This is a genomic window from Streptomyces sp. ISL-43 (genome assembly GCF_018614195.1).
Classification (GTDB): domain Bacteria; phylum Actinomycetota; class Actinomycetes; order Streptomycetales; family Streptomycetaceae; genus Streptomyces.
The window spans coordinates 1-25,343 of record NZ_JAGGOT010000005.1 but is presented as its reverse complement, the minus strand read 5'-3'; the positions used below and the strand labels follow the sequence as shown (position 1 = coordinate 25,343).

27 protein-coding genes and 1 pseudogene are annotated in these 25,343 nt (G+C 70.4%); 20 read left to right on the top strand and 8 right to left on the bottom strand.

The window, feature by feature from the left end:
* Positions 1-85 precede the first annotated feature (85 nt).
* From lxmK to J7F03_RS03465, 6 genes are all read left to right on the top strand, one after another.
* Complete coding sequence (gene lxmK, locus J7F03_RS03490) at positions 86-1,192, top strand: class V lanthionine synthetase subunit LxmK (protein ID WP_214947147.1); 1,107 nt, start codon at positions 86-88, stop codon at positions 1,190-1,192.
* A 1-nt stretch (position 1,193) separates the two neighbouring features.
* Positions 1,194-2,177 (top strand): T3SS effector HopA1 family protein, encoded by a 984-nt coding sequence (locus tag J7F03_RS03485; protein ID WP_214947146.1) that lies wholly within the window; start codon positions 1,194-1,196, stop codon positions 2,175-2,177.
* A 49-nt stretch (positions 2,178-2,226) separates the two neighbouring features.
* On the top strand, positions 2,227-3,534 hold the full coding sequence (locus tag J7F03_RS03480) for an NAD(P)/FAD-dependent oxidoreductase (RefSeq protein ID WP_214947145.1): 1,308 nt from the start codon (positions 2,227-2,229) through the stop codon (positions 3,532-3,534).
* 288 nt (positions 3,535-3,822) lie between these two features.
* Positions 3,823-3,987 carry an LxmA leader domain family RiPP gene (locus J7F03_RS03475; RefSeq protein WP_214947144.1) on the top strand — a complete coding sequence of 55 codons (165 nt, stop codon included), beginning with the start codon at positions 3,823-3,825 and terminating at the stop codon, positions 3,985-3,987.
* A 313-nt stretch (positions 3,988-4,300) separates the two neighbouring features.
* Positions 4,301-4,456, top strand: a complete 156-nt coding sequence (locus J7F03_RS03470; protein WP_214947143.1) for an LxmA leader domain family RiPP — start codon at positions 4,301-4,303, stop codon at positions 4,454-4,456.
* Between the two features lie 99 nt (positions 4,457-4,555).
* A complete protein-coding gene (locus J7F03_RS03465; protein WP_214947142.1) occupies positions 4,556-4,711 on the top strand; it encodes an LxmA leader domain family RiPP in 156 nt (51 codons plus the stop codon).
* A 76-nt stretch (positions 4,712-4,787) separates the two neighbouring features.
* Here the strand turns inward: J7F03_RS03465 and J7F03_RS03460 are convergent, their stop codons facing one another.
* Together J7F03_RS03460 and J7F03_RS03455 are read right to left on the bottom strand one after the other, a co-directional pair.
* The gene (locus J7F03_RS03460) at positions 4,788-5,093 is read right to left on the bottom strand and encodes a transcriptional regulator (RefSeq protein WP_214947141.1); all 306 of its coding nucleotides are present in this window, start codon (positions 5,091-5,093) and stop codon (positions 4,788-4,790) included.
* Positions 5,090-5,506 (bottom strand): hypothetical protein, encoded by a 417-nt coding sequence (locus J7F03_RS03455; RefSeq protein WP_214947140.1) that lies wholly within the window; start codon positions 5,504-5,506, stop codon positions 5,090-5,092. The genes J7F03_RS03460 and J7F03_RS03455 overlap by 4 nt, the downstream gene beginning before the upstream one ends.
* Positions 5,507-5,589: 83 nt before the next feature.
* Between J7F03_RS03455 and J7F03_RS03450 the strand changes: the two genes are divergently transcribed.
* The 4 genes and pseudogenes from J7F03_RS03450 to J7F03_RS40740 all read left to right on the top strand — a co-directional run.
* Positions 5,590-6,510 carry an ABC transporter ATP-binding protein gene (locus J7F03_RS03450; protein WP_214947139.1) on the top strand — a complete coding sequence of 307 codons (921 nt, stop codon included), beginning with the start codon at positions 5,590-5,592 and terminating at the stop codon, positions 6,508-6,510.
* A complete protein-coding gene (locus J7F03_RS03445) occupies positions 6,507-7,685 on the top strand; it encodes an ABC transporter permease (protein WP_214947138.1) in 1,179 nt (392 codons plus the stop codon). Before J7F03_RS03450 ends, J7F03_RS03445 begins: the two co-directional genes overlap by 4 nt.
* 42 nt (positions 7,686-7,727) lie before the next feature.
* Positions 7,728-8,984 carry a cation:proton antiporter gene (locus tag J7F03_RS03440; RefSeq protein WP_214947137.1) on the top strand — a complete coding sequence of 419 codons (1,257 nt, stop codon included), beginning with the start codon at positions 7,728-7,730 and terminating at the stop codon, positions 8,982-8,984.
* A gap of 97 nt (positions 8,985-9,081) precedes the next feature.
* Positions 9,082-9,321: pseudogene (locus tag J7F03_RS40740) on the top strand (hypothetical protein); the annotation flags it as partial.
* A 41-nt stretch (positions 9,322-9,362) separates the two neighbouring features.
* On the opposite strand, the gene J7F03_RS03435 reads toward J7F03_RS40740, so the two are convergent.
* Complete coding sequence (locus J7F03_RS03435) at positions 9,363-9,710, bottom strand: helix-turn-helix domain-containing protein (RefSeq protein ID WP_214947136.1); 348 nt, start codon at positions 9,708-9,710, stop codon at positions 9,363-9,365.
* A 59-nt stretch (positions 9,711-9,769) separates the two neighbouring features.
* Positions 9,770-10,903, bottom strand: a complete 1,134-nt coding sequence (locus J7F03_RS03430) for a transposase (RefSeq protein ID WP_251071368.1) — start codon at positions 10,901-10,903, stop codon at positions 9,770-9,772.
* Positions 10,904-11,142: 239 nt separating this feature from the next.
* On the opposite strand from J7F03_RS03430, the gene J7F03_RS03425 reads away from it, so the two are divergent.
* Entirely contained in the window at positions 11,143-11,865 is a 723-nt protein-coding gene (locus J7F03_RS03425) for a TetR/AcrR family transcriptional regulator (protein ID WP_214947135.1), read from the top strand.
* Here J7F03_RS03425 and J7F03_RS03420 read toward each other — a convergent pair.
* Positions 11,855-12,493, bottom strand: a complete 639-nt coding sequence (locus tag J7F03_RS03420; RefSeq protein ID WP_214947134.1) for a ScbR family autoregulator-binding transcription factor — start codon at positions 12,491-12,493, stop codon at positions 11,855-11,857. The two genes, J7F03_RS03425 and J7F03_RS03420, sit on opposite strands and share 11 nt — an antisense overlap.
* A 168-nt stretch (positions 12,494-12,661) precedes the next feature.
* On the opposite strand from J7F03_RS03420, the gene J7F03_RS03415 reads away from it, so the two are divergent.
* From J7F03_RS03415 to J7F03_RS03390, 6 genes are all read left to right on the top strand, one after another.
* Complete coding sequence (locus J7F03_RS03415) at positions 12,662-13,558, top strand: ScbA/BarX family gamma-butyrolactone biosynthesis protein (RefSeq protein ID WP_251071367.1); 897 nt, start codon at positions 12,662-12,664, stop codon at positions 13,556-13,558.
* 235 nt (positions 13,559-13,793) lie between these two features.
* Positions 13,794-14,927 carry a bifunctional DNA primase/polymerase gene (locus J7F03_RS03410; RefSeq protein WP_214947132.1) on the top strand — a complete coding sequence of 378 codons (1,134 nt, stop codon included), beginning with the start codon at positions 13,794-13,796 and terminating at the stop codon, positions 14,925-14,927.
* A complete protein-coding gene (locus J7F03_RS03405; protein WP_214947131.1) occupies positions 14,924-16,456 on the top strand; it encodes a phage/plasmid primase, P4 family in 1,533 nt (510 codons plus the stop codon). Before J7F03_RS03410 ends, J7F03_RS03405 begins: the two co-directional genes overlap by 4 nt.
* A complete protein-coding gene (locus J7F03_RS03400) occupies positions 16,453-16,857 on the top strand; it encodes a DUF6009 family protein (RefSeq protein ID WP_214947130.1) in 405 nt (134 codons plus the stop codon). The genes J7F03_RS03405 and J7F03_RS03400 overlap by 4 nt, the downstream gene beginning before the upstream one ends.
* Before the next feature lie 427 nt (positions 16,858-17,284).
* A complete protein-coding gene (locus J7F03_RS03395) occupies positions 17,285-17,791 on the top strand; it encodes a SigE family RNA polymerase sigma factor (protein ID WP_214947129.1) in 507 nt (168 codons plus the stop codon).
* A gap of 65 nt (positions 17,792-17,856) precedes the next feature.
* A complete protein-coding gene (locus tag J7F03_RS03390; RefSeq protein WP_214947128.1) occupies positions 17,857-18,660 on the top strand; it encodes a hypothetical protein in 804 nt (267 codons plus the stop codon).
* A gap of 320 nt (positions 18,661-18,980) precedes the next feature.
* Here J7F03_RS03390 and J7F03_RS03385 read toward each other — a convergent pair whose 3' ends face one another.
* On the bottom strand, positions 18,981-19,397 hold the full coding sequence (locus J7F03_RS03385) for a hypothetical protein (RefSeq protein ID WP_214947127.1): 417 nt from the start codon (positions 19,395-19,397) through the stop codon (positions 18,981-18,983).
* A 60-nt stretch (positions 19,398-19,457) separates the two neighbouring features.
* Positions 19,458-20,162: a hypothetical protein gene (locus tag J7F03_RS03380; RefSeq protein WP_214947126.1), complete on the bottom strand. Its 705-nt coding sequence runs from the start codon at positions 20,160-20,162 to the stop codon at positions 19,458-19,460.
* A 1,392-nt stretch (positions 20,163-21,554) separates the two neighbouring features.
* Here J7F03_RS03380 and J7F03_RS03375 point away from each other — a divergent pair.
* Together J7F03_RS03375 and J7F03_RS03370 are read left to right on the top strand one after the other, a co-directional pair.
* The gene (locus J7F03_RS03375; protein WP_214947125.1) at positions 21,555-22,715 is read left to right on the top strand and encodes a ParA family protein; all 1,161 of its coding nucleotides are present in this window, start codon (positions 21,555-21,557) and stop codon (positions 22,713-22,715) included.
* Positions 22,712-23,992, top strand: coding sequence for a ParB/RepB/Spo0J family partition protein (locus J7F03_RS03370; protein WP_214947124.1), 1,281 nt, complete (start codon positions 22,712-22,714; stop codon positions 23,990-23,992). Before J7F03_RS03375 ends, J7F03_RS03370 begins: the two co-directional genes overlap by 4 nt.
* Positions 23,993-24,124: 132 nt before the next feature.
* Here J7F03_RS03370 and J7F03_RS03365 read toward each other — a convergent pair whose 3' ends face one another.
* Positions 24,125-24,529: a DUF4345 domain-containing protein gene (locus J7F03_RS03365; protein ID WP_214947123.1), complete on the bottom strand. Its 405-nt coding sequence runs from the start codon at positions 24,527-24,529 to the stop codon at positions 24,125-24,127.
* Positions 24,530-24,607: 78 nt separating this feature from the next.
* Between J7F03_RS03365 and J7F03_RS03360 the strand changes: the two genes are divergently transcribed.
* Complete coding sequence (locus J7F03_RS03360) at positions 24,608-25,216, top strand: TetR/AcrR family transcriptional regulator (protein WP_214947122.1); 609 nt, start codon at positions 24,608-24,610, stop codon at positions 25,214-25,216.
* Positions 25,217-25,343: the final 127 nt, after the last annotated feature.

Below are 25,343 nucleotides of genomic sequence, written 5' to 3'. Positions count from 1 at the left end.
GCGGGCACGGGGTCTCCCCGAACTTCAACTTACCGGGAAAATTGGAGGTTGCCGCCTGCGCTGATCCGTCCTTACTGTCCGCCGTATGGAGACAGGAAGCCGTGTACGAGGCGGGGCCGTCCAGCTCACGCCGGTCGATCTTGACGGTGTTCCGGAGGTCGATTCACTGCTCGCACGGCTCGGGGTGGGAATTCTCGACCGGGCCACTGTGCAGGCGAATCCCGGACGCAATGACAATTGGAGCGGAAAAACCGCCGACGGAACGGATGTTTTCGTCAAACGCATCAACGGGCCCGACAGGGAAGCCCGGCTGGAGCGCACCACGGCGTTCTGCGCCGCGGCCGGAGACCGCGTGGCGACGCCGCGCCTCCTCGGCTCGGACCCGGAGAACGGGCTGCTGGTCTTCGCCCGGCTGCTCGAGAGCCGCAGCGGTGCCGAACTGGCCGCGGACGACGCCTTCGACGAGGTGCTCGCCGAGCAGGCGGCCGTCGCCGTCGCCGCCGTGCACGGGCTGGACCCGGCGGGCTTCGACACCGCGCCGCACCCGCTGCCGCCGACCGGGAACCTCGACGCGGTGCCGTACGCCTTCTTCACCGGGGCGACCGCCGCCGAACTGGCCACGTGGCGGCTGATGCACGGCGACCCGCAGTTGGCCGAGGCCCTGCGCCGACTGCGCCGCGCGGACGACGAGTCCGTCCCGTCCCGGTGCCCGATCCACGGCGACATGCGGCTGGACCAGTTCCTGCTCGCCGGCGGGCGGCTGTACCTGACGGACTTCGAGGAGGCCCGGATCGGTGATCCCGCCAGGGACCTCGGCGCGTTCGCCGGCGAGTGGCTCTTCCAGGCCGCCCTGCGGATCCCGGTGACCTTGGCCGAGTCCTCGCCGATCGGGCACACCCCGACGCACGAGGAGATCATCGCCACCGGTGTCGGCGAGATCGAGCAGCGCAGCCCGATCGTCCGCCGTTTCTACGCCGCCTACCTGGAGCACGCCCCCCGCTCCGTCCGGGACGACGGGGAGCTTTCGGCCCGGGCCGCCGCCTACGCCGGCTGGCACATGATGGACCGCATGCTCGCCACCGCGAGCTCCTCGACCCGCCTGTCCCCCGTCTCCAAGGCCGCGGCGGGCATCGGGCGCACGGTGCTCCTGTCCCCGGCCGAATTCACCTCGTCCCTGGGTCTGGAGGCCTGACATGCCGTACGGAAACCTCGGCCTGGCCGACCGCATCGCCGTACTGGCCGAGCGGGTCACCGTGACCGCCGGCGGGCTCAAGGCGGAGACCGCCGGCGAGCTCTACGAGGCGGACAATCCGCAGGCGCTCGCCCGCCGCCTGGGCTCCGTCCTCTACGACACCCTGCACTCCGGCCGCGCCAAGCCGCTGGACGCCAAACCGCGGTCCCTGCGCAACGCCGCCCTGGACGCGGCTCTCGACGAGGCCACCGGGGAACGGACCACCACCTCCGTGGGGCGGCTGGCCGCCGAGGCCGAGGACCACCTCGTCGTGCAGTTGGAAGGGCTGCGGGTCCGCGTCCCGCACGACCGGGTGATCGCGCGCGTCGACGACGGCAGCGGCAGCGACCGGGTCACCGTCGTCATGCCCTGTGCCCGGCCGGGTCTGTCGTCGGGCTTCTTCCTCGCCAACTCCAGCCTCCCCGCGCCCGAGCGCAGGGGACCGCTGCTGCGCCTGTACGGGCACCTGGACACGCCGAGCGCCGCGCCGGAGGTCTGGCGGCGCCTGGTGGACTTCCTGGAGGACTCGGGCGTGCCCTGGCAGGCGAAGATCGCCTCCTCCCCCGTCGTGTACCCCCGCAACGACGCCCTCGTCGTCTACCTCCCGCGCCCTTCCTGGAGGGTCGCCCGCGACTGCGCGTCCGCGCTCCAGGCCACCGGACTGCTCGCCGAGGGAACCTCGCCCTTCACCCGGGCCCTCACCCCGTCGGTCGGATGCGCCTTCGAGCCGGACGACCCGCGGCGGGCACGGCAGGAGCTGAGCTTCGGCCAGCACCGCGCCCAGGTGTTCGCCGAAGCGCTCGTACGGCACGCGACGGACGCGGGCGACGGCAGCGAGCCCTTGGCCGACACCGTCGCCACGGCCTTCCTCGACGCGGGGATCGACCCCGCCGAGCCGGCCCGCAACCTCTCCTCCCCCATCACCGATGTCCTCCGGCCGTCCTGAACCGGACCGGATCGACCACCGAGACAGATCCCTGGAAGGGACTTCGCACATGACTGACATCCAGAGCTACGACGTGGTCGTGGTGGGCGGCGGACCGGCCGGTTCGACGGTCGGCGGGCTCCTCGCCCGGTCCGGACACCGGGTGCTCATCCTGGAGCGGGAGAAGTTCCCCCGCTACCACATCGGGGAGTCGCTGGTCACCGGCATGACCCCGCTGATGGAGGAACTCGGCCTGGTGGAGGAGCTGGACCGGCGCTTCCAGCACAAGTCCGGGATCTCCCTGCGCTGGGGCAAGGACCCGCAGCCGTGGCGCAGCGACTTCTCCTCCACCGGCAGCGTCTACAGCCACGCCTGGCACGTCACCCGCAGCGAGCTCGACGAGCTGATGCTGGACAACGCCCGCACGCTGGGCGCGACCGTCCTGGAGGAGGCGCACGTCACCGAGGTGCTCGTCGCCGACTCGGGTGCGGTGACCGGCCTGGTGTACACGCACGCCGGGGAGCGGTACCAGGTCGACAGCCGCTACGTGGTCGACGCCTCGGGGCAGTCGCGCGTCGTCGCCCGCCGGACCACGGAGACCCAGTGGCAGGACGACCTGCGCAACGTGGCGATCTGGGGCTACTACGACACGTTCACACCCATCGAGCACGGCGACGACATCCTGTGCGAGGCGATCGAGGGCGGGGGGTGGATGTGGGCCATCCCGCTGTCCAAGGACAAGCTGAGCATGGGGCTCGTGCTGCCGGCGGAGCAGCTGACGGAGCTGCTCCGCGAGGGGCTGAGCCAGCGGGACATCTACCTGCGGGGCCTGGCCGCCAGCAACATCGCCAAGACCATGGTGAACGCCGCCGACACGCAGGCGGAGCTGAGCACCGCGCGCGACTGGTCGCACCTCAGCGACACCTTCCACGGGCCGGGCTGGGTCGCGGTCGGTGACGCGGCCGCCTTCGTCGACCCGCTGTTCTCCTCCGGGGTCTGGCTCGGCAGTTCGGGTGCGTGGCTCGCGGCGCGCGCGCTGAACGTGGCGCTGGCCGACCCCGCGCACGCCGCGCACGCCCTCCAGCGCTTCGACGGCGTCTACCGGCAGTTGTTCAAGGACATCCTCACGTACGTGCGCTTCTTCATGGACCCCAACCGGTTGAGGGAGGAGTACATGGAGCGGGCCCAGGAGGTCACGCAGATGTACACCACGTCCTCGCGGGTCGGCTTCATCGCGCTGATCTCCGGCATCGGGGCCGTGGCCGACCTGGTGGACTTCGACCCCATGGGCATGGAGGGCCTCGTGGAGGTCATGACGGAGCGGACGGAGCAGGCGAAGGCCCGTATGGAGGCGGAGGCGGCTGCCGCCACGGTCTGAGGCCGGCACTGTATTTCGCTGCCGATGGTGCGGTTTTCCGGTAATTGCCGGAGAGCCGCACCATTTTGCGTTCAGGGAAGTCAGGGAAGTCATGGAGGTCCGGACAGGCCTGCGGATCCGCAATATTGAGTTCCTGCCGCATTCTCGCAGGTCAGCCGTGATTCTGGTTAAACGGGTCAAATTTCAAAGCGTCGACAGCCCTCCGAGGATGTGGCAGATTTCTCTTTGTCAGAAGAAAGCCGGAAAGCCTTCGGGCCACGGTTTCAGATCGCTAGAGAGGTCATTCTCATGAACGAGAAGCTCATCGCCGGTTACGCCGCCTACACCGACGCCGACGAGTTCGGCTCGACCACCCTGGGCGACGCGCCGGCCACCATCGAGACCGTGAGCTGGGTCGTCTCCGCCGCTTCCGTGGGTGCCAGCGTCGCGGCCACCTTCGACGTCGGCTGCTGAATCCGGCACTCGTCCGGCTTCTTCGACGCGGCGGCCCGGCGGGAGACCTCCCTCCCGTGTCCGCTGGTGTCACCACACGGTGCGGTTCCCCGGTCCAGGGGAACCGCACCGCGGCGTTTTGAGGTCCTTTCCAAGCAATGCCCCAGCTTGCCGATGTCCGCCGGTTCCCGCAGATAGGGCCGGTTCCCGGCTAAACGTCGCTGCCGAAGGGTCGTCGACAGCCCGCGCGGCGCGTGCCAGATTTCACCTCGTCAGACGGAGCGGCCGACGAAATCCCGGCCCTTCGGTCCACGTTTCGAGAGAGGCAGTTCCCATGAACGAGAAGCTGATCGCCGGTTACGCCGCCTACACCAACGCCGACGAGTTCGCCGCCAACGTGCTCGACAGCGCGCCGGCCACGATCGAGATCATCTCCCTCACCGTCGCGTCGTTCGTCGCCTCCGCGGAGACCTACGACATCAAGTGCTGAGTGCGGCGGCCGCGGGGCCGCTCGCCTGAGACGACCGTACGGAAGAGCCGGCAGCCACCTCGGAGGTCGCGGCTCTTCCCCGCCCAAGGAAGGAACCTCATGAACGAGAAGCTGATCGCCGGTTACGCCGCGTACACCGACGCGGAGGAGTTCGCCGCCGACGCGCTGGACGGCGCGCCGGCCACGATCGAGATCGTCTCCTTGACGGTCGCGTCGTTCGTCGCCTCGGCGAAGACGTACGACATCGCCTGCTGAACGGTGTCCGATGCGCACGGGGCGCCGTCACCCACCGCTCGCGGTGGGCCGGGCGCCCCGGTCGCGCGGCTCTGCCTCAGGCGTGGCGCGCGGCTGTCTCCGCGATGTTGCGCAGGGCGGTCAGGTGCCCCGCCAGGGCGCTGCGGCCGCGGTCGGTGAGGGAGAGCCAGGTGCGGGGGGTCTTGCCCACGTGGCCCTTGCGCACCGCGAGGTAGCCGAGTTCCTCCAGGGCTGCGACGTTCTTCGACAGGTTCGACGGGGAGAGGGCGCAGTACTCCTGTACCGCGCGGAACTCCGCCTCGTCACAGCCGGACAGGAAGGCCGACATCCGCAGGCGGTTGGCCGTGCGGAAGGCGTCGTCCAATTCGTCCTCGTCCGTCATGCGCGGACCTTTCTCTGTAGTGCCACCCAGGTGTAGGCGCCGACGACGACGCCCAGCCCGGCGTAGATCCAGCGGGTGTTCGGGGAAGAGGCCAGCGCGCAGACGACGATGGTCACGCAGCTGAGACCCACGGTCCGCCACCGCTCGCGGGCCGGTCCACGCAGGCCGACGACGCCTTGACGGGCCCGGATCCGCAGGACCAGTCCGGCCGCCGCCAGCGCGCAGAGGACTCCCCCCGCGACGCTGAGGAGCTTTAACCAGCCGGGCTCGGGGCTGGAGCCGGCGAGAGCGATGGCGCCGCCCACGAGGACGGCGCAGACGGGCGGGGCCCAGCCGGGCAACCTCAGCTGCACGGAGGCGTCGTAGGACTGGCGGGCCTCTTCGAGGGCGTTGCGGGCATGTTCTGCATCCATGTTTGCCATGTTGGCATGTACTTTCCTGATTTTCAAGTAGTAGCTTCCTGGGCAACACCCCAGCCAGGAAGAGAGATCCGGACGTGAAAACCCTGGAGATCAACGCGCTCTCCAAGCGCTACGGCGAGCGCTTGGCCCTCGACTCGCTCTCCTTCACCGTGCCGCCCGGCGAGATCTTCGGCTTCGTCGGCAGCAACGGAGCCGGCAAGACCACCACCATGCGCATCGCCGTCGGCGTCCTGCGGGCCGACGAGGGAGACGTCCGCTACGGAGGCGCGCCCGTGGACGTCCACACCAGCGCCCGCTTCGGCTACATGCCGGAAGAACGCGGCCTCTACCCGAAGATGACCGTCGCCAAGCACCTGGTCTACCTGGGCCGACTGCACGGCCTGAGCACGAAGGACGCCCGCGCGGCGATGCTGCGCTGGACCGAGCGCCTGCACCTCTCCGAGCGCCGCGACTCGGCGATCGACGCGCTCAGCCTCGGCAACCGCCAGCGCGTCCAACTGGCCGCGGCCCTCGTGCACGACCCCGACGTCCTCATCCTCGACGAGCCCTTCTCCGGGCTCGACCCCCTCGCCGTCCAGGACATGGCCCAGGTCATCAAGGAAAAGGCCGCCGACGGCGCGCCCGTCCTCTTCTCCAGCCACCAGCTCGACCTGGTCGAGCGGTTGTGCGACCGCGTCGGCGTCGTCCGGGAGGGCAGGCTCGCCGCCTGCGGCAGCCTCGACGTCCTGCACTCGGCCGGCCCCGCCCGCCTCTTCCTCCAGGTCGACGGAGCCCGCGCCGACTGGCCGGACCGCTGCGCCGCCGTGGCCGCGTACGAAGCGCACGAGGACGGGATCCTCGTCGAACTCGCCGCCGGACACGACGAGAACGACCTGCTGAGGGCCGCCGTCGACCAGGGCCGCGTACGCCGCATGGCCTGGCAGCGCCCCACCCTCACCGAGATGTTCCGCGATCTGATCGAGCCCGCCGAGCCTGCCGAAGGTGCCGTCCGATGACGACCACGCCCGCCCCCCGCCCCCGCTCCTCCGCGCTGCGCGACATCGGCCTCGTCTACCAGCGCGAGGTCACCGCCCGCCTCTCCTCCAAGGGCTACTTCGCCGGGATGCTGATCATGACGGTGGCCGTGGTCGCCATCATCATGGGCCTCTCCTCCATGGGATCTCCCAAGACCCTCCAGGTCGCCGTGTGCGGCGCGGACACCGCCGAGTTCGGCACGCCGCCCGAGGGGGTCCGCATGCGCGCCTGCTCCGGCATCGCGCAGGCCCGCACCGCCACGGCCGACGAGGACACCGACGCGGCCGTCGTCATCGAGGACGGGCGCGTCACGCTCCTGGTCCGCGGCGACGGCGACCAGCAGGCCCGTGACGCGGCCGCGGCCCTCGGCCGGACCTGGGCGCTGAACCAGGCCTACCAGGACCAGGGCGTCGACCGGGACCGCCTCACCCGGCAGCTCTCCACGGCCGCGCCGCGGGTCGAGACCATCGGGGACGGCGTGGACGGGAAACAACTCGGCGCCGCCGTCAGCCTGGTGATCATCCTGTTCATGCAGATCGTCGGCCAGGGCTCGCTCATCGCCCAAGGCGTGGTGGAGGAGAAGTCCACCCGCATCGTCGAGGTCCTCCTCGCCACCCTGACCCCCCTGCGTCTGATGGCCGGCAAGGTCGCCGGCATCGGTACGGCGGCCGTGCTCCAGATCCTCGTCCTGGTCGGCGCGCTGGTCGGCGCGAGGGCCGCCGCGGGCGGCGGCAGCGGGGTGGTGCCGGGGGCCGGCGCCGTGCTCTCCCTGCTGGTGTGGTTCCTGCTCTCCTTCGCGCTCTTCGCCGGCCTGTTCGCCGCCGCCGGATCCCTGGTCTCCCGACCGGAGGACCTCCAGTCCGTCCTGATGCCGGTCATGATCCTGGCCCTGCTCCCCGTGGGCGTCGCCGCCGTCGCCGCCAACGACCTGAGTGCGCCGTGGGTCGAAGTCGTCCAGTACCTGCCCCCCTTCTCCGGGGTCCTGATGCCCCTGAAGGCGAGCGTCGGCGCCGTCTCGCCCCTCGAACAGCTCCTCGCCGCCACGGTGATGCTCCTGGCCGCGGCCGCCTGCATGTGGCTCGCCTCGCGGATCTACCAGGCCTCCGTCCTCAAGATCGGCGCGACCGTGCGCTGGCGCCAGGCCCTGGCCGCCTGACCCCGACCCGCGCCCCACCCTTCCCCGAGAAAGGTTCCCGACATGCCGCACACGGTCCACCTGCTGGGCGTCCTCGCCGCCGTGCTCGTCGCCGCCCGGGCCGGGAGGGCCGCAGCCCGGTGGTTACGCCAGCCCGAGGTCATCGGGGAGATGACCGCGGGCCTCCTCGCGGGCCCGGCCGTCCTCGCCCTGCTGGGCCGCCCGGGTTTCGACGCGGCCCTGCCGCACGCCGTGCTCGCCGACCTGAAGACCGTCGGCCAGGCCGGCCTGATCCTCTTCCTCGTCGGCCTCGCCCACCACCTGCGCGGCGGAGCCGTCAACCCCGGGCGCCGGGCGGTCGCCTGGGTGACGGCCGGCTCCCTGCTCCTGCCCCTGCTGTGCGGCACGCTGCTGGCCGTCTGGGTGATCACGCAGGAAGGCGCCGAGGTGCGCGGGCAGGCTCCCACGGCCGCGTTCGTCCTCATGACCGCGGTCTCCCTGAGCATCAGCGCCGTGCCGGTGATGGCACGGATCATCAGCGCGCGGAACATGCACGACTCTCCGGCCGGGGCCCTCACCATGACCTCCGCCGTCGTCATCGACACGCTGGGCTGGCTGCTGCTGACCCTGGCCCTGTGCCTCTCCACGGGCAGCATGGACGGGTTCGTACGGTCCCTGACCGCGCTCGCCTTCGCCGCCGTGTGCGCACTGGCGATCCGACGCGTCCTGTCCTCGGCTCCTGCCCGCGACTGGTGCGCGCGCGCTCCGCGCCCGGCGGCGGCTGCCCTGGGCGTCACGGCCATCGCCGTCGCACTCGGTGTGGAACACCTCGGGATGACGGCGATCGTGGGCGCCGCCGTCGTCGGCTTGGCGATACCGACGGACGAACGCTCCCCCTGGGCGGGCGCCGTGGCCTCCGTCACCCGGGTCGGGAAGGCAGTGGTTCCCGTGTTCTTCGTCGTCACGGGCGTCACCGTCTTCGGCGAGGGCCTCACCTCGGCCTCCTGGCAGCTCTTCGCCCTGGCCCTGTTCCTCGGGGTCGCGGGCAAGACCGCGGGCGGCTACCTGGGAGCCCGGGCCGGCGGCATCACGCCCCACGAGTCCCGGCAGGTGGCCGTACTGATGAACACCCGCGGCCTCACCGAACTGATCGTCCTCCAGGCGGCCCTGGCGACCGGTGTCTTCACCGCACCGCTGGCCCTGGTCCTGGTCTGCATGGCCCTGGCGACGACCGCGATGACCGGCCCCCTCCTGCACCGGCTGGACCGCGCGGAACCCGCCCCCAAACCGCTCCCGCTGACGCCCGGGGTCCTTTCCTAGGCGCGGCGGGAGCCCCGGGCGGTGGGTAGGGCCCGACCCCCGCGGGCAACGCCCACCGCCCGGACACTCCTGCTCCTCCGCAAGCGCGTCCTCCAGCGGGGCCGACGGCCCCGACATGGCCTGCGAGGTGTGCGGACTGCCCGTGGCGACCAGGATCGACGACTGCTCGCTCTGGCAGGCGGTATGGCTCGCCCCGGACGCTACTGGCGGCCTCGGAAGGCCGGCCGGTGACCCTCCCTGACGGCCTGATCTCGGACGTGTTCCAACCGCCCTCGACGCCCTACTGCCCGCAGGTCCGCGGGAGCGACGCGCCTGCGACCCGGTCGAAGGCCGGCCGGGCCGAGGGCCTACAGGGCGGGGCAGAGGACACGGTCCGGGTCAGGCGCCTCGGGGTCGGGCCAGGGCCGGCTGGCGGGGGGTGCCGACCAGCGAGGAACGGGTGCGCAGCGAGGCGCGGATGGTCTGGAGCTGGAGGTAGGAGTCGCCCAGTGCCTGCTTGAGCTCGGCGACCTGGCCGATCAACTGCTGCTCGCGCTGGGTGGCCTGGTCGAGCCCGGTCTCCAGGCCGGTGCGGCCCGCGGTGACGAAGCGTCTCTTCCAGTTGTATATGGCCTGGTCCGTCACTCCGGCGGCCCGGGCGGCGTCGGCCGCGGTCGTCTCCCCGGCCAGCACGGCCAGGACGATGGCTACCTTTTCCTCGGGCGGGAGGGCGGGCGGACGGGGCATGTGGCTCTCCTTGAGGCGTGCTGCGTGCGGGCGGTGGCGAGGAAACGGGCTGGTCCGGGTCACAGCCGGGGCGTGTCGACCGGCGGGCCGGCCTGGAGCCGCCGCCAGGCGTAGGCGGCGGAGATGATGGTCATGTGGTGGTGCCAGCCCGGGAAGGAGCGCCCCTCGAAGTCGGCCAGCCCCAGCCCCGCGTGCATCTCGGCGACGGACCGGCCGGAACGGTCCACCAAGCCGGTCAGGGCCAGCAGATTGTCCATGCGCTCGTCGACCAGGCTGGTCAACCACCAGCGGCGGGTCCGCTCGCCGCCGCGCCCCGTCGCCAGTAACCGGCAGCGGACCGGGGCGGCGCCGGGCACCCACACGGGGGCGGTGGAGGTGGCGTGCGCGGTGCGGGTGGTGAAGGTCGCCGAGCCGTCCGCGTGGTCCGTCAGGAAGCGCACCTCGCGCTCCGCTCCGCTCGCGGTCACGACCCGGGCGTGGGGCGCCACCCGCACCGCGAAGTGCCGGCCGCGCCGGGACAGCGCGCGCACCAGGTGCAGGTTGTCGGCGTGGGTCGACGCGAGGTCGGCGACGACCGGCAGCGGATAGGCGCCCGCCCGGTCGTCCCAGGCCGTGACGAGGTCCGTCGCCTGCTGCTCCAGTGTCCGGTCCCAGTCCTCCCCCTGGATCCGCGCGCGCTGCCGCTCCGCCTCGGTCAGCCACCGCTCGGGCAGGTGCAGTCGCCAGTCCGTGGGCAGGGCCTCCTGCCCCGATGCGAGGAAGACGCCGAGCCCGACCTGGCAGCTCGCGGCCCGGCCCAACTGCGGGACGAAGCGGGTGTGGACGCCGCAGGTGTGGTCGCCCCGCTTGGGGATGTACGCGACGTCGAGGACGTACGCCTCCGGCGCCAGGCGGGCGGTGATCCAGCGGGCGAGCTGCTCCCGCACCGGTTCCCATTCCCACGGGCTCACGTTGATGAACTGGTGCATGCACTGCGACGCGGTCGGTGAGGCCGCGACGGCCGAGGCTATGCGGCGCAGGGACTTCTTGCCGGGTGTGACCAGCAGTCCGCGCAGGTAGATACGGGCCCAACGGCGCTGGTCGGCACGGGGAAGAGCGGCGAACAGCTCCTCCGCGAACGCGTCGACCGACTCGACCGACTCGACCAGCCCGACCGATGTGGTGGATGCCGGGGCGTACGCGTACGTCGTCATGAGGCGTCTCCTCCCCCTCCGGCCAGCAGGCAGCTGGCGAAGACGAGAGAAAGAATAACGAACACCCCTTTTTATTGGAGGGGTCTTGCCCGATCCTCGCTCGATTTCGCCATGTCGGAGGCGTGTGCACGATATTCGGTGCCTGTGTACCGGATATCGGACACCATGTTTGCCAACTCTCCGTTGCGGAACCGCCGCCTCCCTTCACACACTGTGAACGGAGTGAGATCGGAGTCGAGATGACCATGCAGGAACGGGCCGTACGGACGCGCTTCCAGTTCGTGCGGGCCGCCGCCGAGCTGTTCGCCGAGAACGGCTATCACAACACGTCCCTGGCCCAGGTCTGCCTGACCGTGGACCACTCCATGGGCGCCCTCACGTTCCACTTCCACACCAAGAGCGAACTCGCCGACGCCGTGGAAGAGGCAGGGCGGACGCGTCTGGCCGCCGCGCTCATGGCGGCCGGGGAGCGAGTCGGCTCCCTGCCCCCTCTCGCGGGGGTCGCCCGGCTGTCCGTCGCGTGCGCGGAACTACTGGACACGGATTGCACGGTGCGGGCCGCGCTCACCCTGGCCCGCGACCGAAAGCACCCGGACCTGCTTTCGGAGGTATGGGTTCCCCTTATTGGAGAATTGATCGACGTCGCGTTCGACCAAGGCCACATCTCCGCCGGGGTGAGCAGGGAGACCGTCCGATCGCTCGCGGAGTACCTCGTACGGGGCGCGGCTTCGCGCAATGGCACGAACCGCTCGGGTGCGCAAAACCTGGCCCGGCTGTGGCGAGCGGTCTGCGGCGGACTTTCGGTCGGAGCCGACGGCGCCGATCCGGGATCGAATGCCGAGTTGCTGTGGAAGAACATGTACGAGAGGGGCGAAGACCTGGAAATCCTGTGGCATACCAGCCGAATTCAGCCTGCACTGCGGACAGGCGATCCGCTGCGGCGCAACCCCCTCACGGGGTAGCGGCGGGGCCCGCGGCCCCGGCCGCGACGCCCGGCCCGATGCGAAGACCCGCGCGGTTCTTCGCGCTGGTGAGCGCCGGCAGGAAGTACCGCCAGAGGGCGACGATGCGTTCGGGCAGGTCACGACGGTGCGTGGCGGCGTTGGAGAAGATCTGCGTGCCGGTGTAGGCGCCGACGAGGACGGTGGCGAACTCCCGGACGTCGACGTCGGCCCGCAGCTCTCCGTTGTGCCGGGCGGCCACGAGCTGCAGATGGAACTGCTCGACCCACTCCTGGTAGGCGGTGTCGTCCTCGATGCCGAGTTCGCCCTGCTCCACCGCCAGCCGGACACTCGCCCGGAAAAGCACGTTGTTCGTCAGCTCGTGGGCAATGTGGAAAGTGATGTCGATAAGGCGCTGCAGGCCGTCCGGACCGGACGGGAGTTCCACGAAGTCCTGCTGACTCGCCATGACCGCATGGGCAAGCGCTTCCTTGGACTTGAAGTGGAAGTACATACCACCCTGAGTCACCCCCGACCGACTCATGATCTTGCTGATGGTGGTGCCCGTGTATCCGAACTCGTCGAAGACTTCTGCGGCTGCGCGGAGGATCGTCTCGCGGGTCCTCAACGCGCGTTCCTGCTTCACCAAAGATCCCCAATATGCCCTCGACAAACAAAACGAACACCCCTTATGTTACAGAGCGTCAGAGGTCTCGACCAGGGGTCATTCCCCCGCGCCGGGCCGATGTACGTTGCCAAGGGGGGCCACGGAGTGCTTGTTTCAGCGGAACGTCCGGCAGCATCGCAGCAACCGATCTTGACGAGCACCGTGGCAAGAGAGTTCGTACACCGGGCGGCGCTCGCGGACGTGTTCCTGACGGGATGGCGCAATACGGGCAAGGACGCCTTCAGCGTGACGGCACAGTGGCCGCGCAGCCACGGCTTCTACACCGTCGAGCACGGGGTGTACGACCCCATGTTCGTAGCGGAAACGATCCGTCAGACCTTCCCCCTGCTGATGCACGCCGCCTACGGGATGCCCTTCGGCCACCAGCTCAGCTGGTCCCAGTTCCAGTTCACCCTCAACCCCCGGGCGATGCGCGTCGAGCGCACTCCCGCCGAACTCGAATTACGCGTCCGATGTCGCGACATCCGCCTCCAGCGGGGCATCCCGGCCGCCATGAGCATGCGCATCGACGTGCTGCGGGACGGCACGACGATCGCCATGGCCAGGACCCGCTTCGGCTGCCACTCCCCCCAGGTGTACCGGCGCATGCGCGCGGGCCTCGCGAGACTGGCCGACGTCTTCGCCGCCGCCCCCGAGCCCCCGCCCCCCGCCTCCTGCGCCGCGGTGGGACGCACCCGGAGCCAGGACGTCGTCCTCTCCCCCACCGACACACCCGGCCGCTGGCAGCTCCGACTCGACACCGACCATCCGGTCCTCTTCGACCACCCCGTCGACCACGCGCCCGGCATGGTTCTGCTCGAAGCCGTACGACAGACCGCCGCCGCCCTGGACCAGGGTTCCACGCCCGGCGTCCTCACCGCGCTGGACATCGACTTCCACCGCTACGTGGAGTTCTCCTCTCCCTGCTGGATCGATGCCGAAGCCGTGCCCGTCATCTCCGCCGGCGCCCAATCCCGCACCCACCTCACCGCCCATCAGAACGGCGTGCCCGTCTTCACCGCGAACGGCGACATCACCCCTCTCTAAGGCACATCGTTGCCTCGGGCAGCTGTCTGCCGCGACTCGTCAGGTTCCCTCGACGCGCCCGGGCCGGCAGCGGCTGCCTCGTCACGCGGATCGCCGAAAGCGATGCCCCCCGCACGGCCGGAGTGCCGCGAGCCGGAACGCGGCCCCGCCCCGAGCGCCCGCCCTGAGCGGCCGGCGCGACGGGCTTGCCGTACCCGGCCCTTGCGTCGCTTCGGTCGCTGAAAGGAACCAACTTATGCACCCCGACCTGGGGTCATTACCCAGCCGCCGCTCCACCCGCCGGCCGGCGACCGATCAGTTCGGGCCCGGCCGGGGTTCGCTGGATACGGCCCTGTGGTGTGCCCGCCAAGGCTGGCCCGTCCACCCGCTCGCTCCCGGACGCAAGACCCCCGCGGCCAACTGCCAACGCTGCCGGTCCCGTCCCCACGGCCCCGACCACTGCGCGTGCCTCCGCGAAGGTCGCTGGTGCCACGGCTTCCACGCCGCCACCAGCGACCCGGACCTCATCACGGCGTGGTGGCGCCGCCAACCGCACTTCGGCGTCGGCGTCGCCTGCGGCCCGGCCGGCCTCGTCGTCATCGATGTCGACGCCCATCCGGCGCCGCTGCCCGGACACGGCCGGCTGCTGCCAGGGATCCACATCCCCGACACCGTACGGCTCGACGGCCTGCGGAGCGGCTTCCACAGCCTCGCCCTCCTGGCCGCGCTGCGCGGTCAGGACGATCCCGTCCACGACGCGACGACCCTGCGGGTGCGCACCCCCTCCGGGGGCACGCACCTGTGGTACCGGGCCGACCCGGCACCCTCCGCCCGCCCCTGGCGCTGCTCCACCGGCTCCGGTTCCGGCCGGGCCCTGGCATGGCAGGTCGACGTACGGGCGCACGGCGGCTACATCATCGCCCCCGGTACGAGGACGGCCGCGGGCACCTACACCCCGTACGACCCCGCCTCCTCGCCCGCCCCACTGCCCGGCTGGCTCGCCGCCGAACTGGAGCGCACCGGCCACCGCCCCGCCCCGCCTTCGCCCCGAACGGCCCCCGCGGTACCCGCGCGGGGCCGCGCGGCCGTCGCCGCGGCGGGCGGATACCGTGGCGGCGCCGCCACGGCACTCGCCGCGGTGCTGGCCTCCGTCACCGACTGCGCGCAAGCGCCGCAGGGCACCGGATTCACGGAGAAGCTCAACCGGGCCGCCTTCACCGTCGGCGGACTCGTCGGCGCCGGCAGGATGAGCCCGGCGGAAGCGGAGGCCGCACTCATGGCGGCCGCCGAGCACGCCCGCCCGGGACGGGAGCACCACAGCCTCCGCATCGTCCGCAACGGCATGAGCGCAGGCACTCGCCGGCCCCTCTACGCGGGAGCCCTGCGGTGAGCCAATCAGCTTCGTCCTCCTCGGCCTTCGACGCCGTCGAGATCGCCCGACAGATCATCCTGCAGACCGCGGCCGGAGCCGAACCCGCAGCCGAACCCGTCGCGGATCCCGGTGCGGCACCCGTCCCCGTGCCACCGGCAGCCTCGGCGAGCGGCCTGCTGCCCGACTCCCTGAGCGACCGGGGCAACGCCAAGCTCTTCGTACAGCTCTACGGGAGGGATTTCAGGCACGTACCCGGCCTCGGCTGGTACCGGTGGTCGGGGCACCGGTGGGAGCCCGACGAGGACGACGCCGTCATCTGGGCCGCCGGCGAGATGGCGGAGTCCCTCGCCGAGAGCGACCCGCACGGCCGGTACAGCAGCACCGCGCTGCGTCGGCACCGTCGACGCGGCCTGTCCACCTCCGGCATGAAGGCCATGCTGGCCCAGGCCAAGGCCGCACCCGGCATGGTCCTCAACGCCGCGCTGCTGGACGCCGATCCATACGCCCTGTGCACGCCCGCCGGCATCGTCGACCTGGCCACCGGGGCCGTCGCACAGCCCGACCCCGACAAGCACTACCACTCGCGTGCCACCAGCGTCAGTGCCAGACCCATGGCCACCCCGCGGTGGCAGTGCTTCCTCACCGACACCTTCGGCGACGACCCCGAGGGCGCCGACATGGTCGACTTCCTCCAACTGCTGCTGGGCTACTCCATCACGGGGGACGTCGGCGCCCAGGTCATGCCGTTCCTCTACGGACAGGGCAAGAACGGCAAGAGCGTCCTGCTCGACGTCATGGTCAAGCTCCTGGGCGACTACGCGGACGCCGCCCCGCCCGGCTTCCTGATGGCCCGCCCCTTCGAGGGCCACCCCACCGACCTGGCCGAACTGCACGGCCGCCGCATCATCGTCTGCTCCGAACTCAAGCCCGGAGACCGCTTCGACGAAGCCCGCGTCAAACTCCTCACCGGCGGCGACCGCCTCAAGGCACGGCGCATGCGGCAGGACTTCTTCAGCTTCGAGCCCACCCACAAGCTGTGGCTCCTGGGCAACCACCGGCCCGAGGTCGGCACGGGCGGCTACGCGTTCTGGCGCCGGATGAGGCTGATCCCCTTCGAGCAGGTCGTCGCCGACCACCGCAAGGTCGACAACCTCGCCGACCTCCTGGTCACCGAGGAGGGGCCGGGCATCCTGCAGTGGCTGATCGCCGGCGCGGGCCGCTACCTCAACGGCCCCCGCGACCTGACCGGCCCACGGCAGGTCCGGATCGCCACCAGCGCCTACGCCGAGACCGAGGACCACACGGGCCGCTTCCTGAGCGAGGCCTGCACCGTCCACCCCCAGCTGCGCGCCGAACAGGCACAGCTGTACACCGGCTACAAGGCCTGGTGCCAACTCGAAGGCGCAACGCCCATGTCCTCCCGTGCCTTCGCCGCACGGGTCCGCGAGACCGTCGGCATCGCCAGCCCCAAGGGAATGATCCTTTCGAACCAGCGGAAGTTCTACCCCGGCATCGGACTCAACCCTGTAGCGGGAGCCACCGCATGAGCGCCCTGATCCAACCCGAGCAGATCGCGCACGAGAGCCGACTGGTCTGGCTCGAAGACACCAGCGCCCTCGACTACGTCCGCCAGACCCTGGACCGGCTTCCCACCCGCACCGGCAGGCCCCCGTACCACCGCGGCGGCCGCATGGTCGGCTACGCGGTACTGACTCCCGATGCCCGCTCCTCCCGCGCCTCCGGGACCTTCCTGCGCCGCGTGTTCTGGCTGCTCCCCCACGACCGCGACGGCAAGCCGAACGGCCTCTACGTGTGTGGCGCCCCTTCGGAAGCCGTCGACCCCCGGACGATCGCTCCGTGCGTCAAGGGCTACAAGACCCAGCGCTCCGAAGGTGGTCCCGCGTCGGAGGCCATGCGCGAACTGGGCATCAGCCTGCCCGAGCACTGACGGACGCCCTGACCCGACGGCACGCCAGGAGCGACCCAACCGACGCCCTCTGCCACCCGTACCGCCGCCGCCACCGGCCGGACCCGCCGGAGTGAACGAGCGGCCGGCGGCTCGGGCCGCTCGGTAGCTCCTCCCCCCTTCTCCACAAAACCGCGGGTCAACCCGGCCACTACCCGGCTCAGCGACCGTAGCGACCCGACAAGTCATCTATGAGGACCCCTTGGGTGCTCACGTACGCCATGAACCCGTCATAGACCGCGACCTCCGGTCGCTTCGGTCGCTGACCGGCGCACTCACAGGTGACCCGGACATCCTGATCGCCAGTGGTCGAGGAGAAGGAGCTTCCGCCCGCGCGACATCCTGACGTCTCACGTAGTCAGAGGGGTATGCACGGGGATCACGAAGCAAGCGAACAGGCGGGGACCGAGTGAAATCAGCACAGGAGGACGAGTACCTGGAGTTCGTGGCCGCGAGGGCACAGGCGCTGTACCGCTCGGCGTACGCACTCGCGGCCGGCGACACGCATCTTGCCGAGGACCTGGTCCAGGAAACCCTCAGCCGGGTGTACGTGCACTGGAAGCGGGTGGCCGGTGCCGACAGCCCGGCGGCCTACGCCCAGACGGTTCTGGTCCGCACCTTCCTCAGCCTGCGGCGTCGGCGAAGCACCGGCGAGCGCCCCATCGGGAACATGCCCGACAGCCCGGAGTCCGGCCCCGACGCCGCACTGCGGATCACCCTGCTGGACGCGCTCGGCCAACTGCCGCCCCGCGACCGGGCGGTACTGCTGCTGCGCTACTGGGAGGGCCGCAGCATCGAGGAGACCGCCCGGATGCTCAGGCTGAGCAGCAGCGCGGTCCGCTCGCAGGGCACCCGGGCACTCGGCCGGCTGCGTGCGCTGCTCGGCGACAGCCTGTCCGATCTGGTTCCGCAGTGAGCACCGGTGCACGCAGGTCCATGCCGCCGCAACGCCCCCATCAGCGAAAGAGAAGTGATGCCACCATGCCGTTCGAAGCAGACCTCGCACATGCTCTGGACCGCACGACGGCCCCCCTCGAACCCGACCTCACCGCGCTCCTGAGCGGAGCCGTCGAGCGCGGGCGCAGCCGCAGGCGTCGGCGCTGCGCCGCCGTTCTGGCCGGGGTCGGCGCCTGCGCCGTGATCGCGGCAGCCGGGCTGGTGATCCCCGGCGCGCTCGCCGGAACCCACTTCGCGGGATCCGACATCGAAACGGTGGCGCTGGCGATGCCCCGTTCCGCGATCACCGACACCCAGATGGTCCAGGCCCTGGAGCAGACGCTCCCCGGGGGCCGGTTCAGCCAGGAGACCGGACAGAGCAACAACCCCGCGGATCCGTCCGGCGGGTACGTCGCCAACGGCGGACTGGTCGTCGACGACGGGCACGGCGCCGCCTTCGTCGGCGCCTCGGCCGTGCGGCTCAAGCTGCCGCTCAGGGACGGCGACGGGCTGAGCTGCGAGCGGACGCCCGCGCGTGCCGCAGGTGACACCTGCACGTTGAGCGAGCTGCCGAGCAGTGCCGCGATTCCCGGCGGGGCCGTGGTGATGTCGGAGCAGAACGCGGCCGAGCACCCGGCCCGGGCGGACACCGCCCGCCGCTGGACGGTGACGGTGACCCTGAAGTCGACCGGCGCGCAGCTTCAGCTGGTGCAGTGGAACAGCACCGGCGGCGGCAGCGGCTCCGACACACCGAAGCCGACCCGTGCCGCTCCCCCGCTCTCCGAGCAGCAGGCGGTGGCCGCACTCACCGGTGCCACTTGGGCGCCGATCCTGGGCGCCGTGGGCTGAGGGGCCCCGTGCTCACAAGAAGTCCTTCTCCGTCCTGGCGCGCTCCCACTCGTGCGGCGTCACCGTGACGGAGTCGCGCTCCTTGCTGCGGACGGACTTCACCTCGCCCCTGGCCCGTCCGTCATCGTGCCCGGCCCCGCGCCCGCCGACCGCCGGCGCGAGACACGGCCGCCGTCCACGGCTCGATCCAGCTGTCCGGACCCGGTGCACGGCGGATATAGTGGGGGCACCAACTGTTACTCAGGCACTTGAGGCCCTCCACCATGGTGGAGGGCCTCAAGTCTTTTCCGGCGCCGGTCGAGGGCCGAGGGCCCAGGGGGTCAGGCCACCTGGAGCTTGGGGCGGCCCGTCGGGTTCGGCGGGGCCTGGTGGTACGTCGGCAGCTTCAGGTTCGGCAGGTCCCCCGCCTGGATGCGGGCGAGGGCGGCGCGGAACGCCGCCTCCATGGCCTCCGGGCTCTCGTACTTCGCCGCGAGCGGGTGGAGCCGGTACGAGTTGCCCGTGCGCTCCTCGCTGCGCGGCCGCAGCACGATGTTCAGGTCGCACAGCGGCGCCATGAGCCCGCTGACGGCCTGGGGCGTGACTCCGTACTCGGCCGCCATGTCCTTCTGCCGGACCGGCAGCGTTCCGCCGAAGTCGCTGCGGGAGACGAGGTACTGGAGGAACTTGACGGCGGACCCTGACAGCGGCAGGGCCCAGATGCGCTCCGCGACGATCGGAGACATGACGTTAGCCATGGGACAGCCTTCCTCGTGAACGGTCGCCTGTGTGCTGGCCGTACTGGCCTGGCAGCGCTATCACCCGGTTCGTTTCCTTCCACGAAAGCTGTCCTCTGCCCCGAAGTCGAGGTCCAGCTCCTCCTGATGGGCCCCTTCCGGCCCCATCGCGTACGGGAACGCTTCGGGGTCGTGCTCGTGCTTCTCGGCGATCTCGGCGAGCACCTCGTGCTGGGCCGTGCTGTTGCCGTGGAACCACAGGCGCACGTTGATCTGGATCCGGCCGTTGCCGGCCTTCTCCACCCAGTTGTAGCCGCACAGTGCCTGCACCGCGCGGTTCACCGTGGAGCGCGTGATCATCTTGCCGTCCTTCTGGGCGGCGATCTTGTTCAGTCCGTCCGTGATCTCCTGCTGCGTGTACTGGGTGATGCCGGTGCCCGGCATCTGCCCGCCGGCCACGAAGAGGAAGACGCAGAGCTGGGACTTGGTGATGCTGTTCGCGACGGCCAGTTGCGCCAGCAGCTGCGTGAACCAGTTGCTGGCCAGGCTGTATCCGGCGCCCCCGGCCATGTCGTGGACGGCCTTCGGGTCCGCCGCGTACTCGAAGTGGACTCCCTTGAGCCGACGTCGGCCGCTCGGGTCGGTGGCATGGGCCACCTGCTCCCCGAGCTGCTGGCCGAGTACGGCCAGGATGTCGCCGTACTCGGCTTCGTTCCCAGCGGCCGTGGGGACGGGGACAGGCCGGGGCCCGCGCTGTCGACGACGGGCGGGCGGATCAGATGTCACAGGACCTCCTTGTTACTCAGGCGGTCCGAGAGTATCCAAAAAATCAACTGGTGCTTGTCTTTTGGCGCGTCGGCGAGTCGAAAGTCGCCCCTCAGTTGCTTCCGGGCGGGGCCTGTTCGACCCAGGCGCCGAAACTACACGACACGTGAAGTTATTTTGCCCTCAAGCGCCGAAAGTCCACGGCTCCTTGATTTATGTGTGTCGTGATAGCGACACATTCGGGAGTCCCGGCGTTCGAGTGAAGGGCCTCGGCGCCGTTTTGTCCGACTCTCTGACCTGCGGCGATCGAAGGCCGATGGGCGTCCGCAGAAAGTACACGGGTGCTTGAGTTTTCCGCGAAATGTGCTCGCCAGGTACACATTTCGAAGCACCAAATGTGTCCTGGGGGACACATACCCTCGGAGAAACCTGCAGGTCAGAGGCCATGCGGCGGCCGCGCCCTCTTATTAAAGAGCAACGTGCCCGACGGCCTCAACGAACGCTCGCCTTCAGTCAGCTGAGCCCCCGATGTGCCCCCGATGTGCTCCGCCTGACACACCGACAACCGACATCTGCCCCGCGAACCACCCCTCCTCGACCCCAGCCGACACACCGTCACTTCCACCGGGCCGTTCCCTTGCGACGGTGCTGAACTCCCCCTCCTCAGCCCGATCCGGGATAGGTCGTCTTTTTGCTGCGGCCCTCATGCCCAGTGAGGGCGCCCCGCGCCCGAGGGGTGCACCGCCGACCGTCAGGGAGGTGGTGCAGGGCGTGAGGGGGAGCGGGTCCAGGGCGCCCCAGCGCCTGGCGAGGGGGTCTGGGGGGCGAGTAGCCCCCCATGCCATGGCCGGTCCAGCGCGGCCAGGCGCTGGCGGGGTCCAGGGGCTGGCCCCTGGGATTCACGGTCCGCGGAGGAGGATGGACAAGAACCCGGATCCGGTCCGCATCGTTGTGGAGAACGCGGACGAGTTCCGGGCGGGGCCGAGAGGCCGAGAGGCCGAGAGCTGATGACTGATGACTTCACCAAAGACCCCAAGACCCCAAGACTGGACAAGCTCAGATTTCCGGTGCAACGGTCCAAAACCGACCCACAGAACGGCACCTCAGAGACCCGATCTCAATCGAGCCTGGGTGATGTGACCTTCCCTCAGCTCGAAGCCCGTCAGCGGGGCTCTCAGGGCGTTCCTGTTGTCCAGAACGGCCCGCGCAGCCCCCTGGAGTCCCCTGATCGGCTCAATCCGGGCGCGTGATCGGCGCCGTGCGGGTTCCCTCGCCCACCGCGTGAGACGCCGAGCCATCCGTCCCCATGAGCCGACCGACGAGCCTCTTTTCGGTACAACGTCTGCCATACACGGGCAACATGTTGCGGTGTGGTGCTTCACCTTCCGGCCAAGAGGTTAGTAAGGTACCCCCATGACCGCTCCATACGATCCGGAAGTCAGGGAAAAGGTAGTCGTCAAGCTGCCGGCGTCCCTGCGGCAGGAACTCAAGATCCGCGCAGCCCAGTTGGGCGTGGACATCCAGGACGCCGTCACCGAGGGCGTCCACGCCTGGCGTGCCGACTCCTCCGCGGCGACTCCGGTGGACACCTCCGGTGCCGCCTCGTTCTCCACCTACCTCCCCACCGGCCTCTACGGGGAGTTCAAGGAGGACTGCCGAGTGCGCGAAGTCCCGTACAACCAGGGCGTCGCCCAGTCGATCCGGCTGTGGCTCGACACCCACCCCTCCCCCACCGGCCGGCGGCGGCCGTCCAGCGAGGGCGCCCGCCGGATCGTGGTGTGCAACCAGAAGGGCGGTGTGGGCAAGAGCGCCATCAGCAACGGGCTCTCCCAGGCGCTGGCCGAGACCGGCGCGCGCGTCTGCGTCATCGACTTCGACCCGCAGGGCCACCTGACCCGGCACCTGGGCGCGGAGATGCTCGGCATCAAGGAACCGAGCCTCGCCAAGCACATGCTCGGGGAGATCGAGGGCCGCGTCCGCGAGCTGCTCGTGCCCATCGAGCACGGTGTGTTCGCCGGCCGCCTCTTCCTGCTGCCGTCCTGCAAGGACGCTTTCCTCCTCGATGCCCGGCTGGCCACGACGCGCCACGTCCGGACGAAGGAAACCGCTCTGGAGAAGGCCCTGGAGGACCTGGAGGAAGAGTTCGACTACATCGTCGTCGACTGCCCGCCGAGCCTCGGCTACACCATGGACACCGCGCTCTACTACGCGCGGACCCGTGAAGGCGAAGCGGAGAAGACCTCCGGCATCATCGTCCCGGTCCAGGCCGAGGACACCTCCGCCGACGCGTACGACATGCTCAGCGAGCAGCTCGAGGACCTGATCGACGACCTCGACATCGAGATCGCCCAGCTCGGCTTCGTCGTCAACCTCTACGACAGCCGCAAGGGCTTCGTCGTCACCTCCTCCCTCAACAGCTGGAAGGAGTTCGGTGACCCGCCGGTCATCACGGTCATCGGCGACCTGAAGGAGCAGCGCGAAGCCGTGCGCGTCAAGCTGCCCCTGCTGCACTACGCACCCGAGTGCGAGCAAGCCGAAGCCATGCGGGAGATCGCCCGGAGGATCGCGGCATGAGCAAGAGCGACCTCCTCGGCACCGGCGCGGCCTTCAGCAACGCCCGCCGCAGCAGCGGCCGGAGCGAGCGCGGGCGGGCCAAGGCCATCGCCCAGGGCGACGTACCGGCCTACGAGCTCATCCGCGTCCCCCTCGACCAGGTCTCCGCGACCCCCCTCAACCCCCGCCGGAACTTCGGCACGGACGAGGAGAAGACCCGCTTCGGCGAGGAGCTCCGCGAGGCCCAGCTCTCCGCGTGCGTCGTGGTCGGCCGTGACGCGTACCTGGGGCTGTGGCCGGACCACGCGTCGGGGATCGGGGCGGCCGCGTACGTCCTCATCAACGGCGAGCGCCGCTTCCGCAGCGCACTGCACGTGGGGCTGGAGGCACTGGACTTCGTCGTACGCGACGACCTGGCCGCCTCCCGCACCGACTTCATCGACCACCTCCTCGCCGAGAACCTCGAACGCGAGGACTTCGACGTGATCGAGCGCGCCCGAGGTGTGCAGCAGCTCGTCGACACCTGCGCGGACGAGGGCCGGGAGCACGGCGCCAAGTCCCGCGCCGCGGAGCGGCTGGGCCGCTCGCCGTCGTGGGTGACCAACCAGCTGGTGCTGCTCGAACTCCCCGACGAGCTGCAGAACATGCTCAGCTCGGGGGACCTGCCGGAGCGGGACGGCCGCCTCCTCGCCCGTACGGCGAAGGACCGGCCGGGCGCCGGGGCGGCCGAGCTGCTCGCCTTCTTGAAGGAGAGCAAGGAGCAGGAAGCCCAGGTCAAGGCGGTGCAGCGGGGGATTCTGCGTGAGGCGCAGGAGGCCGTCGCAGTGCCGGTTCCGGAGTCTGTGCGAACCGAGACGAGCCCGGCCGGGGGAGTCGCGGACCTCGCGGAACGGGATCCGGAGCCGGCCCGACTTTTGTCCGCGGACAAAAGTCCGGAGGCGTCGGCCGAGGCCCCGGAGCAGACCCCGAGGCCCGACCAACTTTTGTCCGCGGACAAAAGTCGGGAGCCGTCGGCCGAGGCCCCGGAGCAGACCCCGAGGCCCGACCGACTTTTGTCCGCGGACAAAAGTCGGGTGCCCGAGAGCCTGCCGGCGACGGCTCCGCAACGGCCTGCGCCCGTAGCGGCAGAGCCGGTTCGGCCGCGCGAGCCGGAGGGCGTCATCCCGCCCCAGGCCAGGGGAGCGGATACGGACTCGGTCCTGTGGCAGGATCCGAGCGCCGTGTACGAGGCGATCTCGGCGAACATGTCGGCCAAGCACCGGGAGGAGCTCACGCTGCTCCTGATGGAGAACAACTGACGGAGTCGGCAGCCGCTGATCCGTACCGAGGGGCCCACCGCGACGGAGATCGCTCGCGGTGGGCCCCTCGTGCCATGTCCCGGCGGTGCTCCTCAGACCGGTGGTCGGTCCAGGGGAGTACCCCGGTGTGACTCAGGTGGCTGCCGTGATCCGGGCCCGGGCCGCCTTCTCGTCGGCATCCGCCAGCCAGAAGTACAGCGGCGGCATCACGAGCTCGATGACCGTCAGGATCACCTGGAAGCGGTGCGGCCACCCGTGCGCGGCGATCGACAGCAGCCGCCCGACCGCGCCAAGCAGGAACACCGCGGCCAGCAAGCGCACTGCGGTCGCCGGGATCGGCGACCGCCGGGCCGCCCACAGCCAGGCGAGCCCGTACCCCGCGAAGATCGCACCGAAGAACCGCTGCAGACTGTCGACCGTCGCACCGGCCGAGCTCGCGCCCGGCACCGAGTCGTTCCCGAGCGCCACATGGAGAAGCCCGATCGCCACACACGCGAACCCCATCGCCAGTACGAGGTACCTGAGAACTCTGGCCATGATCCGACCCCCGCCTCTACTAGTAGACACACGTCTACTAGACGCCGCTAGTAGACGCGTGTCAAGTAGCCTTCAGTCGTGCCTCCCCGCCAACGACTCACTCCCACCGAGCGCCGCGCCAAGCTCCTCGCCGTCGGCGCGCAGTTCTTCGCCGCGCACCCGTACGACAACGTGCTGATGGAAGACATCGCCGAGCGCGCCGGCGTCTCCCGCGCCCTGCTGTACCGCCACTTCCCCAGCAAGCACGACCTCTTCGCCTCCGTCTACCAGCAGGCGGCCGACCGGCTGCTGGAACAGGTCCAGTTCGACCCGGCCGGCGACCTGCTGGAACAACTCGCCGCCGGTCTCGACGTGCACATCGACTACTTCGTCGCCAACCGCAACGCCGTCCTCGCGGCGAACCGCGTGCTCGCCGGCGACCCGGTGATCCAGACCGTCATGACCGACGAGCTGGACGTCCTGCGGATCCGGCTCCTCGACATCCTCCCGCTCGCCGACGAAGACGTCCGGGCAGCTGTGTCGGCCGTCCTGAAGAGCTGGCTGGTGTTCGTCCAGGTCCTCTGCGTGGACTGGCTCACCAAGGAGACCTGCACACGCACCGCATTGCGCGACACCTGCATCGGCGCCCTGCTGGGAGCCCTCCGCCCGCTCCTCCCCACGGACCCCGCACCCGGCTGGCAGCGATGAATCCGTAGCCCAGCTGCCGTCGGGCGCGAGGGTCACTCCTTGAGCCTCGCGGCATGCAGGGCGTGGATGACGGCCGCGTATTTCGCCGCGGCTTCCGGCGACTTCCGGGTTCTGGCACACATTCCGT

What these genes read in the sequence shown, in the direction of transcription:
- J7F03_RS03410 (WP_214947132.1), top strand. Translation starts at nt 13,794, where the DNA reads ATGCACCCCGACCTGGGGTCATTACCCAGCCGCCGCTCCACCCGCCGG.
- J7F03_RS03370 (WP_214947124.1), top strand. Translation starts at nt 22,712, where the DNA reads ATGAGCAAGAGCGACCTCCTCGGCACCGGCGCGGCCTTCAGCAACGCC.
- J7F03_RS03470 (WP_214947143.1), top strand. Translation starts at nt 4,301, where the DNA reads ATGAACGAGAAGCTGATCGCCGGTTACGCCGCCTACACCAACGCCGAC.
- J7F03_RS03390 (WP_214947128.1), top strand. Translation starts at nt 17,857, where the DNA reads ATGCCGTTCGAAGCAGACCTCGCACATGCTCTGGACCGCACGACGGCC.
- J7F03_RS03435 (WP_214947136.1), bottom strand. Translation starts at nt 9,710, where the DNA reads ATGCCCCGTCCGCCCGCCCTCCCGCCCGAGGAAAAGGTAGCCATCGTC.
- J7F03_RS03475 (WP_214947144.1), top strand. Translation starts at nt 3,823, where the DNA reads ATGAACGAGAAGCTCATCGCCGGTTACGCCGCCTACACCGACGCCGAC.
- J7F03_RS03485 (WP_214947146.1), top strand. Translation starts at nt 1,194, where the DNA reads ATGCCGTACGGAAACCTCGGCCTGGCCGACCGCATCGCCGTACTGGCC.
- J7F03_RS03455 (WP_214947140.1), bottom strand. Translation starts at nt 5,506, where the DNA reads ATGGATGCAGAACATGCCCGCAACGCCCTCGAAGAGGCCCGCCAGTCC.
- J7F03_RS03445 (WP_214947138.1), top strand. Translation starts at nt 6,507, where the DNA reads ATGACGACCACGCCCGCCCCCCGCCCCCGCTCCTCCGCGCTGCGCGAC.
- J7F03_RS03480 (WP_214947145.1), top strand. Translation starts at nt 2,227, where the DNA reads ATGACTGACATCCAGAGCTACGACGTGGTCGTGGTGGGCGGCGGACCG.
- J7F03_RS03365 (WP_214947123.1), bottom strand. Translation starts at nt 24,529, where the DNA reads ATGGCCAGAGTTCTCAGGTACCTCGTACTGGCGATGGGGTTCGCGTGT.
- lxmK (WP_214947147.1), top strand. Translation starts at nt 86, where the DNA reads ATGGAGACAGGAAGCCGTGTACGAGGCGGGGCCGTCCAGCTCACGCCG.
- J7F03_RS03460 (WP_214947141.1), bottom strand. Translation starts at nt 5,093, where the DNA reads ATGACGGACGAGGACGAATTGGACGACGCCTTCCGCACGGCCAACCGC.
- J7F03_RS03375 (WP_214947125.1), top strand. Translation starts at nt 21,555, where the DNA reads ATGACCGCTCCATACGATCCGGAAGTCAGGGAAAAGGTAGTCGTCAAG.
- J7F03_RS03425 (WP_214947135.1), top strand. Translation starts at nt 11,143, where the DNA reads ATGACCATGCAGGAACGGGCCGTACGGACGCGCTTCCAGTTCGTGCGG.
- J7F03_RS03430 (WP_251071368.1), bottom strand. Translation starts at nt 10,903, where the DNA reads ATGACGACGTACGCGTACGCCCCGGCATCCACCACATCGGTCGGGCTG.
- J7F03_RS03400 (WP_214947130.1), top strand. Translation starts at nt 16,453, where the DNA reads ATGAGCGCCCTGATCCAACCCGAGCAGATCGCGCACGAGAGCCGACTG.
- J7F03_RS03465 (WP_214947142.1), top strand. Translation starts at nt 4,556, where the DNA reads ATGAACGAGAAGCTGATCGCCGGTTACGCCGCGTACACCGACGCGGAG.
- J7F03_RS03440 (WP_214947137.1), top strand. Translation starts at nt 7,728, where the DNA reads ATGCCGCACACGGTCCACCTGCTGGGCGTCCTCGCCGCCGTGCTCGTC.
- J7F03_RS03385 (WP_214947127.1), bottom strand. Translation starts at nt 19,397, where the DNA reads ATGGCTAACGTCATGTCTCCGATCGTCGCGGAGCGCATCTGGGCCCTG.